Here is an 11,073-nt window from a genome sequence, read left to right as displayed (position 1 = left end):
GTGGTCTGTCTATTACTGCTATTCCCTCAGGCAGCATGACCATGCTTATACCGATTGAGCGCAAAATCGTCACTTTGAATCGCGGTCTGCTGGTTAGCCAACAAATCTGCCAATAATTGCCCAGAGCCGCAAGCCATTGTCCAACCTAAGGTACCGTGGCCAGTGTTCAGCCATAGATTATCATGCTGGGGTAGATTGGAAGCGCGACCAATAATAGGCGTGCCATCTGGCGTCATTGGGCGCAAACCTGTCCAAAAACTGGCTTTTGATGTATCGCCAGCATTGGGAAATAAGCCGTTTAACACCATCTCTAAAGTTTCACGGCGACGTGGATTCAAACTCAGATCAAAGCCTGCTAATTCCGCCATGCCGCCGACTCGAATGCGGTTATCAAATCGCGTAATCGCGACTTTATAGGTTTCATCCATGACAGTAGAAACTGGCGCTAATGCATCGTTAATAATTGGTACGGTGAGTGAATAACCTTTAACGGGGTACACGGGTATTTGTAACCCTAAACCCAGCAATAACTGACGGGAGTAGCTACCGAGTGCAACTACATATTGATCAGCTTGCAACGTTTCTTGTCCACTTTCAGTGCTGATTTCTACGCCGCTTAATTTATTGTTAATAGTGATTAACTGATTAATCGTTACGTTTTGAATAAACTTAACACCAAGCGCCTGCGCTTTAATGGCTAGCTGCGTCGTAAAAAGTTGGCAGTCGCCTGTTTCATCATTAGGTAAACGCAGACCCCCTAATAACTTATCTTTAACTGCAGCCAATCCAGGCTCAACCAGCACACAACCCTCTGGGTCAAGGTGCTCGAACGGCACCCCTAGTCGGCTTAATACCACTATATCTTTTGCTTCCGCCTCTAACTGTTTAATGGTGCGAAATACTTGCAGCGTGCCTTGTGTTCGGGCTTCGTAATTGATGCCAATCTCACCACGCAAGGTATCTAAACAATCGCGGCTATATTCTGCTAAACGCACCATGCGCTCTTTATTCAGGTCATAACGTTGTGCCGTGCAGTTTTGCAAAAGCTTAAATATCCATTGCAGTTGCCAGAGCGTGCCATCTGATTTTACTGCAAGAGGTGAGTGGCGCTGAAACAACCATTTTGCCGCTTTGGCTGGTACCCCTGGTGCGGCCCAAGGGGCTGAATAACCAGGCGAGATTTGCCCCGCATTGGCAAAACTGGTTTCCAAGCCTACGCTAGGCTGACGATCGATTACCGTGACATCAAAGCCTTTTTTTGCCAGATAATACGCACTGGTAACCCCCACAACACCTGACCCTAATATAAGCACTCGCATAAAAGTATCTTTGTATCTTTAGAAAATATAGTACTAGTTTATTTTTTTGTAACTAGGGAACAGATCACTATTATTTTTCTGCAGTCGTGACCTGCTCCTTTATGGTTACGCAGCAATTATTCTTATCACGGATACTGGCATCGAGTATCACAATGCTCTAGATAGACGTAGCCCTTATTGTGCATACACTGCCCCCAGTAATCTCTTAACCGCAAATATCCTTTGATGTCATTAGGATCTTCCGATTGTTTGGCGGTGTTAATTTTCTCATCAGAGAATAGTACGTATTCAGTTCTACCACTTCCGCATGCTAGCGTGTCGTCCAACCGACTCTCCTTAGTCATTCCTTCCTTGATCCAGTGAGCACCATAAGGTTTGATATTACGATCAACCGGGGCTATGCATTCGAGCGTACAACAGGCTGATAGTAGAGTAGTTAATATTAGCCAGGTTAAGTGCGATTGTTTCAATTTTCACCCTTTAATAAAGTTGCCACAGGTGCTAAACCTTTAATGTGCTCACCAAAATCACGCGCGTTAGGCTTCAACTCTTGCTGCTGTCGTAGTAAACGTTGACGTTCTTGCTGTCGGATTTGCTCTTGTATATTGGTGTCTATCTGATTGATATCAGCAGCAATAGTAAGTACGGGAAAAATTAAGAAAGAAAGTGCAAGGCAAAGCACAAGCCTGTTGATTGTTTTCATTTGTATTATTCTTATTAGGTTAGATGGCTTTTAAATTTCAGCCAACTTTTAGATTCTAAGCATAGTACAACAGTATTTTTGATAATTGAAATTTACAATTGCGCAGCATAAGTCGAAAACAATTTAAACTCTATGGTTAGCCAACTATCTATCTCACATCACGAAGTATTTGCAAAGTTGATGGCGTTAATACCTTAGAAACAATATTTACAGGGTCTTGGCTGGCTAATTGATTTATATCTACCCTAGAAGAGTCTGACATGCAGGCTTGATTGATATTTCTGTAATTTGAAATAGCACAACGAAATACAGACAGAAATGAATGACTATACATACTAAACAACACAATAATCCCTTACACGGCATAACTTTAGAAGTGCTAGTGACGGCATTGTTTGAGCATTATGGATGGGATGGATTGGCTGAACGAATACCAGTTAATTGCTTTAATAACGACCCAAGTATTCAATCAAGTCTTAAGTTTTTACGCAAAACGCCTTGGGCGCGTGAAAAAGTGGAACAGTTGTATTTGTCGATGAAACGCTTAGAAAACAATGATAATTAATAAAGCATATAAAACATGAATGACTACTTTAGGTCATCTTGCCAATAGAGAAAAGTCGTCATTCATTTGTATTCAGTTATTGGAAAATACCAAAAAACTATATTTGTTTAATATTGCTGAATCTACTTAACATCACTAAGTGGTTGATTTATCCAACGCTGAAACAATCGGGCATGCCGCGCCAACGACAATTGCCAGCAAGTGATAGATGGTTGGAACTACAGGAATGGTGCTGAGCTTTGGTATCAATTCAAATGCAAATACGACCATTGGCAACAACACAAGCCATCTTTCACCGATGATTGCGCCTCTCACAAAGCATATCCATAAAAGAATCAGCATCGCGCTTAAGTGTAAGAAAAATGGAAAGTTATATACGCTAGCGCCTGCAACATCTAGACCTTGTAGAAAAGGCGATTGTGCACCTAATTGTGCTAGATAATAGGTGAGCATCATAAAAAAAACATAAGAACCGACAAATACTTTGGTGCTACTTAACGCTTTGCTCATCATAAAATTCTCCCAATAACTCATTTTTGTTACACGCATAATTGTTAATCGTTTTAAAGGGTCATTGGAGGTTGGCCAATCAAAGGTTTGCCTCTCTTTAAGCCCTAATAACGCTGCGCCAAGTGGCGAAAGTACAGAAATTTTTCCAGTGTTCAAATCTACGTCTTCTGGAAAAACCAGTTTTATGTCTCGTTTTATTCCCGTACTTTCATCTAAATAAACAACACGTGAATTCATTCTGATGACGTTTCGCGGTACTTTATTTGCTGGAACGACAATCGCGCGACCAAATTCATAACCCAACAATCCATTATTGTTAAGCTTAGATAGCTGAACATAGTCGGTATCTGAAATGATTAGATTTTCAAGTTCCGTTGTTATATCTATCGGTATATTCATCACTGTATCCATTGCTCATAAGTAATAAGTCCTAAAAAATAAGTCACATTCATTAGGCAAGTTGAATAGTAATACCAATCTGTTGATTAAATTAGTCCGTTCAAATGAACATAATTGTTTCCTATAGCGCTACAATAAGATGCTAATTACACTTAAATAACGCCTACAATTAAGCCTATGTATGATTTGAATTTAATGATTATTTTTGCAGATGTCGTAAATGAACAAAGCTTTTCTGCGGCAGCTAGAAAGCTTGGCGTTTCCCGATCATCTGTCAGTAAAGCAGTGGCGAAATTAGAACAAGCGCTAGGTGCCAGCTTGCTTAATCGTAGTACGCGTCATCTCAGTTTGACTGAGGTTGGCAAAGCGTTTTTTGATTACTGCATGCGCATTAGTTATGAGGCAGATGAAGCGCAAGAAATGATTGATAGCCTAAATGCGCAGCCGCGCGGCGTGCTAAAAGTCGCGGTTTCAGTTGCATTCGGTACGCTACATATCGCGCCAGCGATCGGTGAATTTATGCGCCGTTATCCTGAGTTGAATATCGATATGACGATTACCGACCGAGTCGTTGATCTGGCGGAAGAAGGTTATGACGTTGTCATCACCGTTACGCATGATTTACCACAAGCATTAATCGCCAGAAAATTAGCGCCCATTCGCCGCAAACTATGCGCAACACCCGATTATTTTGAGGAGTTTGGTACGCCACTGGTTCCGCAAGATTTAGTCAGCCACAATTGTTTAGATTACATCCATTCTGGCGACAAAGGCCTATGGAGATTCAATGGGCCAGGCGGCGAAGTCTCCGTGCCTGTTTCCGGCAGATTGCGCATCAATGATGATGAAGCGTTATCGCAAGTGGTGTTAGGTGGATTTGGTTTGGCCCTATTACCCACGTTTATTATTGGTAAAGATATTCAGGCTAAACGCTTAAAATCCGTATTGTCAGAATATATTCCTGTCTATCAACATGTGTATGCGTTGTATTTGCCTAAGCGCAATTTGCCATTGAAAATTCGCGTGTTGATTGATTTTTTGATAGAGCGTTTTGGCGCAGAACCATATTGGGATATTGAATAAATTAGAGCAAAAAAAGTGTTAAGTCTGTGTTAATCAATCATCTTATGCAATTAGTGCATGAGTTTATTCAACTTTTTCGGTGGATGATGGAGTGGTAGCTGGCGTAACTGGTTCAGCATGATTGTTTTTAGCGGCAACATCCAATGTTAGTTTAGTATTAATCGCTTTTGCATCTGCTGTAACTTTAGTCGGCGCATCAATATGCAGCCGTTCAGCTGGAATACCTGCATCTAATAAACCTTTTTGTATCGCATCACCACGCGATTTTGCCAGCGCTTGGAGCTCGGACTCGGTAATCACTATGCTGGCAGTCAGCTTTTCTAAAGCCTCTTCATAATGTCCTTCTTCAGGCTTTTCTAATTTAGCGGCTAGTTTTTTCAACAAGCTCTTTTTAGTCAAAGTATCGTACAACGCGTCCACCGCTTTTTGCGTTTTAGGATTCGTTAAATCAATTGGACCAGGTTTTTGACCATCGTCCAACTTTAAGCCCATTTCCTGTGCAACTTTGCGACGAAGCAACGTTTCTTGCAGTGCGCGTGAATCCCCGGCACTGTCATAGCTTGGGATAATGCCAAGCGCGAGTCCTTGGCGCTTACTTAAAGCCTGTTGAATGGTTTTTAATTTTTCCTGCTCTGGTGGTGCCAGTGTTGCGCTACCTGCATCAAATGAAATGGCCTCTAGTTTGTCTGCATCTGCGCCAAACAGTTTACCCAGCGCGCGGAAAGGCGATGTGATTATTTTGGTCAACACGTTTTTAATCGCTTTCCACACAATTTTGCCATAGCTAAATTGTGGGTCATCCAAGCTGCCAGAAATTGGCAGATCCAAATCAATGATTCCGTCGCTATCTTCCAAAATAGCGATGGCTAAATCTAGCGGTAAATTGGCAGCTTCTGCGCTGTCTACTTTTTCACCTAGCTTTAATTTATTCAGGATAAATTTATTTTCTCCCGCTAGTTGGCGTTGCTTGATTTTGTATTCTAAATCTACAGACAACTTGCCAGAATCAATACGCCTGCCAGCAAATTTACCAGAATAGGGTGTTAGACGATTCATTTCTAGATTCTTAAAGCTTAATTTAAGGTCAGTAAAGTTAGTCGCCTGAAAAGGTTGTAACGAACCACGAATACGCGCAGATCCATAATCATCTACCTTTCCATCCAACTCCGCTTGTGCAATGGCAGTCGGGCTGGTCGATACACCGTTAATCACGCCAGAGAGTGAATTAATATGTGCGCCAAATTGCGGTATCAGAGAAAGATCGGCAAATTCCAACTCGGCATTTTCAATGCGCACGGTATCAATACTGACTGGAAAAGCGTCTGTTGAACTGGCATTTTTCGTGGATGATACTGGCGATGTTTCAGGCGTTTTCTCCACAATCGCAACTTGCACTGCAGGCTTGGCAATATCTGTATTATTTAACACTGTTGAAGCGTTAGTTTCACTGGCTTGATTAGTTAAATTTTGCTTGGCTGAATCGTTTGTAACCGATACAGCAGAGGCGGGCTGATTGCGTAAAATACGCGTGATATTCATGCTTTTGTCTTCATGAATAATAAATTTACTCACTAGGTTTTTCACCTGCAACTCAGTCAAATGGACACGGTCGGGCGCTAGCGAAACGCTTAAACTATCGCTGCTGACGCGCTCCCAGCCCAAGAATGGCGCAGAGGTGGCTTCTTCAAGTAAAGAAAATTTGTTTACACTAAAGCCACCATCAAACGAAACAGCCAAGTTTTTAGCTTGTTTTACCGCTAATTTACCTGAAATATTTGCATTACCATCATTCAGTTTAAGTAAGGCCAGCTGGCTAATATATGGCGCAAAAGGCTTAAGTGCAAACTGGGTTAATTTAATATTTAAATCTGCTTTTAATGGTGCCGGCGTGAATTTGCCTTGCGCTGTAAATTGGCCGCCTTGTTTCACGTGAAACGCAGCTTTTATTGGCAAACTGCGCGATTGATCCAGTGAAGCATCGCGCAACTCAATAGCCACTTTTTCAACATCCAGTATCACTGGCGTTTTTAAACTATGGTCTTCAAAATGCAAGTTGGCATTATCCAAAGCCAGTTTTTTTAGCGATAAATCCCAGTCAGGTTTTTTATCTTGTTTACTTGCGGATTTATTGTTTGAAACCGTTTGGGTTTTAGCAGATTTATTTGGCACAGTTTCTAAAATTGATTGCCAATTAAGCGGTTTATTCGCTTCTTTAAGCACTTGTGTTTTTAACCCAGATAACTGAATTGATTCCACATCCACTTTTTGGTTTGCTAAGCTAATATCTGCTTGGTTAAGATCCAATTTATCCAGCGTCACAATCGGTGTTTTATATAAAGCAGATTTTGCTGACAAGCCATTGATGTTACTTTGTAGCTGATGGATTGCTATATTGCCTTCTGGCATTGCGAACGCAAATCCAAGATTGATATCTGCGATATCAACGTTAAGTGGATGTACAAAACCATGGTCTTCATACGTGGCAAGCCAGTGTTGAAGCTGAAAATCCGCAATATTTACGCTGAACGGTTTTTCTACTGAATCTGCGTTTTTATCCTCTTGAATAGCCGGGTTTTGTTGGACGCTCACATCATTGTTTACAAACGCCTGTTGCCAATTAACGACGCCAGCTTGGTTTCTGTTCGCACTGATTGCGCCGCGTGCTAACAAAATCTGCGCAACGTTTACGTTTCTTGCAGCCAAATCAAAATCTACCTGATTAATATCTATTTGCGGCAGCGTTAACAAGGCGACTTTACTATTCGCCTGATTATTTTCTTGGCCTTGTTTTAGACTTAAGTCGGTAAATTTAATATTCAAATTTTTAAAGTTAAGTTGTGGCTTATCTTGTGGATTAGCTGGCATAGCAAAATCTAAAAGTGGCAACTTGGCGCTGGCCTGTTTTAGCGACAACTCAACAGCAGGCATCACTTTTCCCGCTAAATCATTCAGTGTTAGCGCGATGTTTTGCAAGGTTATTTTGGGTTTGTCATTGGGCAGTGAAAAATCATAAGAAAAACTGGCCTGAATATCGCCATCAGATGGCCTAAATGGCAAATCGACATTTTTGACAATATTCACTAGGTTAACTAGTTGAAGATGGTCAAAAGCGATAAAGCCTTTGGAAGCAACAGGATTGACGCCGATATCACCTTTCCACTTAAGCGAACCGCCTTGCGCAGGTAATTTTGCCGCAATCAAATAATCGCCGCGGTCTTTTGGCAGCGTAGAAAAACGTTCTAATTCAAAGCTCAGCGGTGCTAGTTCCGCTTTAAAAGGCGTGTCACGATTCGCATCGATATACTGAACATTTGACTGCTTAACAGATAAAAGCCCAATCACGACACGCGGAATAGTCTTGCTTGGCGGCGATTTATCTTCATTCAACTTTGCGATTAAATCGGCCCAATTAAGCTTTCCTTTGGGTGAAATCGCAATATTTGCCTGCGGTGCAGTTATGCTGATTTCTTTAAATTTCCATGCCCAATCCAACAAACCGCTTACTTCAAAATCCACCACCAACTTTTCAAAACCGAATAACGGCGCACCATTATTTTCTGTCAGCTTAAATTGTTCTATGGTGGTTTTTAAACGAAATGGATCAAAAGCTACCTTTTGCACACTGGCGTGGCTGACTAATTTGTTCTCAGCAAACCAAGGTACGATACGCTTGGCAAGCGGATTAATCGCAAAGTAACTGAATAAAATATAAAAAATAAACAGACCAGCAATGATTTTTGTTGGCGTGTTAATAAAGATTTTTTTAATTTTATTCAGCATCAGACAAGCTTAACAAAATTTTGTGCAGAGGTGTTATGTGGCGAGCAGAGTCGAGCTTGAGGTTAGATACAAGCGCTGCAGAAAATGACTTTTACGCGATTAATTTTTCTGATTAATTATCAGTGTTAACTCCGTTAATTTAAATGCGTTAAAAATCGTGGAGTATTTATTTGGCATCCAATTTTAATGCAATTTTTTCAGCGCTTTCCAGCCTTTTTCATTCATGCAACTGATAAAGCCAACCGTGACCGTTTGGGTTTTGCCTATCGGTTTATGCGCTTCACCTAATTTTTCAACACAACTATCGCTGTCAACTTGAAACGCATCTGGTTTTACGCCCGATTTCCACCAAGAACTGACTACATAGGTATCTAATGGATTAGACGGTGCGACTTTTGTTTTGGGTTTTGCATTTGTTTTAGTAGATGTTTGTTGTTTATCTACAACAACTGCTTGAGGCGCACCAATTTTTTGCGCATTTTCAATGGTTAACTCGCTGGTATTTTCAGCTGCTACAACTTCATTTTGTTCATCGATTTTTGGTTCTGCTTCGGTGAATATTTCAAAAGAATCTAATTGCTGAATCGTCCAGCCGTTGTCTTCCATACATTTTTCAATCGCTTCAGCGCTACCTTTTGCTTGGCACGATTGTCTGGTGTTTTCAAGCTGGGCAACGTTTGCGCCGCGTTTATATGAGAATTCACCACAAGCAGTCAGCACGATTGTGATGGCCATCAGCCATAACATTTTTCTGATAGTTAACATCTTAATACACCCAATTTTCTACGTAAAAACGTCAATTTAAAGTGACTACAATATACGACTAATCTCCCTAGAATTGACTACGCAATATGACGTATTTAACTCGCCCTTTGCTATCGCTAATCTAGCCACATGACAAATGCATCTGAAATGCTGGATGCGCTAGCTATTAAGTATTTACAACTGTTATCAATCTATAGGGGCATAGAAATGAATTTAATTTTGAAAAAAAGTCTACTCACATCAGCAGTATTAGCAACATTGAGTATTTCAGCGATTCAAGCACAAGCGGCTGGAACCATTACATTTGGTGAAGATAAATACATCAGTGTTGGTTTCGGGGCAATTGGTAGTTATAGCAGTGTAGAAGATGGCGCTGCAAATGGTAGTGATCGCTCAAACGATTTCTCTTTGGACAGTGCGCGTATCTACATTTCTGGTTCAATGAACAAATATATTAAAGGTATGTTAAATACTGAAAAATCAGGTGGTGGCGCGGGCGGTAACATTGAAATAATTGATGCCAATGTACAGTTTCAATTAACAGATGATATCGCCATTTGGGCAGGTCGCTTCTTATCCCCGAGTGATCGTGCCAATATGGCGGGTCCTTATTACTCAATGGGCGGTGGTTATTGGTCTAATATCGCCTCTCGCTACGGCTGGAACGGCGGTATTATTGGCCGTGATGAAGGTGTTGCGCTTGTTGGTAGCGCGTTTGATAGCAAATTAGCCTACTCATTCGGTGCGTTTGAAGGCGATAATATTTTTAGATTTAGCCCGGGCATTACTGCGTTATCAGAAACACAAGGTACTAAAGACAAGTTAATGTATGCAGGCCGATTGCAATATGACTTTTGGGATGCTGAACCGGGTTATTACGGCACGGGTAACTACTTCGGTGCGAAAGATATTTTAGCCATAGGTATTGCAGGCCGCAGCAAAAAAGATGGCGTGGTTGCAGTGCCAGGTATTGCAGGTGATTACACTTCTTACAGCGTAGACTTTTTGCTAGAGAAGAAAAATGTAGGACCAGGTACATTCTCAGCAGAAGCGGCTTATTATGATTACGACACAGACGACATTTTCTTAAGTGAACAAGGTAAGGCCTACTCAGCTGGCGTAGCATATTTGTTTAATGCAAAAGCTGGTTGGGGTCAATTTATGCCATTTGCGCGCTATCAAAAGTTTGATTCAGATGCGACTACCACAGCATTTGTAAATGGCGAAACAAAGAAATATGAGATTGGTACTAACTATATTATTGAGCCGTACAACGCTTTGATCACAGCAGCTATTTCAAAAACAAAAGTGTCGGATGCTGATTCTATCAACGCAATCAATGTCGCATTGCAATTCCAGTTCTAATTCTTAGCGTAAGTCAGTTTTAACCACAGCTAAAGCCCAAATTAACGTTTGGGCTTTAGTGTTTGTACTACTTAAAAAGTTAACCCATTTAATTGGTTAACTTTTTAAGTAGTTAATTTCCGCCAACCATTTTATGCACTTGGCAAACAAGGCTTTCAAGTGAAGCATCTTTTGAGCCTGCGGTAATTGGTTTAAAAGAATCGTCGCCTTTTTCGCTGCCTACCAATTTTTTATTCGCATCAAAAAACTGCGTAGCGTTAGTTTTAAACGTGTGCAGCGCGCAATTAAATTGGGTGGTGGAATGGCTTTCTTTGTAACTAAATTTAAGCGCATTTTTGCGGTAGTTTTGCGGCTTTACAAATAGCGTTTTTGTGCTGATATAAGGAATACCTGCAGACTCATTATAAGAGTCCATATCCACCAGAACTTCATCTTGTTTTGTCTTACTGATTGACGTCCAGTCAGCTGCTGTCGCTTCAAAAATTGAGCAGCATGAAATAAATGCAAGTAAATAAATACGGGCGTTTTTAGGCCTTTTTGAAAGTTTTAGCGTGGTTTTTGCTGGGCTATTTTCTAGATGCATT

Annotated in this window: 9 protein-coding genes; 3 read left to right on the top strand and 6 right to left on the bottom strand. The window is 41.0% G+C overall.

Features of this window, described 5'->3' with window-relative positions:
• Positions 1 to 26 precede the first annotated feature (26 nt).
• Both METVE_RS0104000 and METVE_RS0103990 read right to left on the bottom strand, forming a co-directional pair.
• Positions 27 to 1,319 (bottom strand): D-amino acid dehydrogenase, encoded by a 1,293-nt coding sequence (locus tag METVE_RS0104000; RefSeq protein WP_020167158.1) that lies wholly within the window; start codon positions 1,317 to 1,319, stop codon positions 27 to 29.
• A gap of 466 nt (positions 1,320 to 1,785) precedes the next feature.
• On the bottom strand, positions 1,786 to 2,022 hold the full coding sequence (locus METVE_RS0103990; protein WP_020167156.1) for a hypothetical protein: 237 nt from the start codon (positions 2,020 to 2,022) through the stop codon (positions 1,786 to 1,788).
• 322 nt (positions 2,023 to 2,344) lie between these two features.
• On the opposite strand from METVE_RS0103990, the gene METVE_RS0103985 reads away from it, so the two are divergent.
• On the top strand, positions 2,345 to 2,587 hold the full coding sequence (locus METVE_RS0103985; protein WP_020167155.1) for a VF530 family DNA-binding protein: 243 nt from the start codon (positions 2,345 to 2,347) through the stop codon (positions 2,585 to 2,587).
• 135 nt (positions 2,588 to 2,722) lie between these two features.
• On the opposite strand, the gene METVE_RS0103980 is transcribed toward METVE_RS0103985, so the two are convergent.
• On the bottom strand, positions 2,723 to 3,496 hold the full coding sequence (locus METVE_RS0103980) for a GreA/GreB family elongation factor (RefSeq protein ID WP_232415377.1): 774 nt from the start codon (positions 3,494 to 3,496) through the stop codon (positions 2,723 to 2,725).
• Between the two features lie 177 nt (positions 3,497 to 3,673).
• Here METVE_RS0103980 and METVE_RS0103975 point away from each other — a divergent pair, with 177 nt between their 5' ends.
• Positions 3,674 to 4,579 carry a LysR family transcriptional regulator gene (locus tag METVE_RS0103975; RefSeq protein ID WP_020167153.1) on the top strand — a complete coding sequence of 302 codons (906 nt, stop codon included), beginning with the start codon at positions 3,674 to 3,676 and terminating at the stop codon, positions 4,577 to 4,579.
• Between the two features lie 63 nt (positions 4,580 to 4,642).
• Here METVE_RS0103975 and METVE_RS0103970 read toward each other — a convergent pair whose 3' ends face one another.
• Complete coding sequence (locus tag METVE_RS0103970) at positions 4,643 to 8,359, bottom strand: DUF748 domain-containing protein (RefSeq protein ID WP_020167152.1); 3,717 nt, start codon at positions 8,357 to 8,359, stop codon at positions 4,643 to 4,645.
• Between the two features lie 183 nt (positions 8,360 to 8,542).
• A complete protein-coding gene (locus tag METVE_RS0103965) occupies positions 8,543 to 9,124 on the bottom strand; it encodes a hypothetical protein (RefSeq protein WP_020167151.1) in 582 nt (193 codons plus the stop codon).
• A gap of 207 nt (positions 9,125 to 9,331) precedes the next feature.
• On the opposite strand from METVE_RS0103965, the gene METVE_RS0103960 reads away from it, so the two are divergent.
• A complete protein-coding gene (locus METVE_RS0103960) occupies positions 9,332 to 10,489 on the top strand; it encodes a hypothetical protein (RefSeq protein ID WP_026361999.1) in 1,158 nt (385 codons plus the stop codon).
• Positions 10,490 to 10,601: 112 nt separating this feature from the next.
• On the opposite strand, the gene METVE_RS0103955 is transcribed toward METVE_RS0103960, so the two are convergent.
• Positions 10,602 to 11,072 carry a surface-adhesin E family protein gene (locus METVE_RS0103955; RefSeq protein ID WP_020167149.1) on the bottom strand — a complete coding sequence of 157 codons (471 nt, stop codon included), beginning with the start codon at positions 11,070 to 11,072 and terminating at the stop codon, positions 10,602 to 10,604.
• Position 11,073 lies beyond the last annotated feature (1 nt).

This window comes from Methylotenera versatilis 79 (assembly GCF_000384375.1).
Classification (GTDB): Bacteria; Pseudomonadota; Gammaproteobacteria; order Burkholderiales; family Methylophilaceae; genus Methylotenera_A; species Methylotenera_A versatilis_B.
The sequence above is the reverse complement of the archived record's forward strand: the minus strand, read 5'-3'. Positions and strand labels throughout refer to the sequence as shown.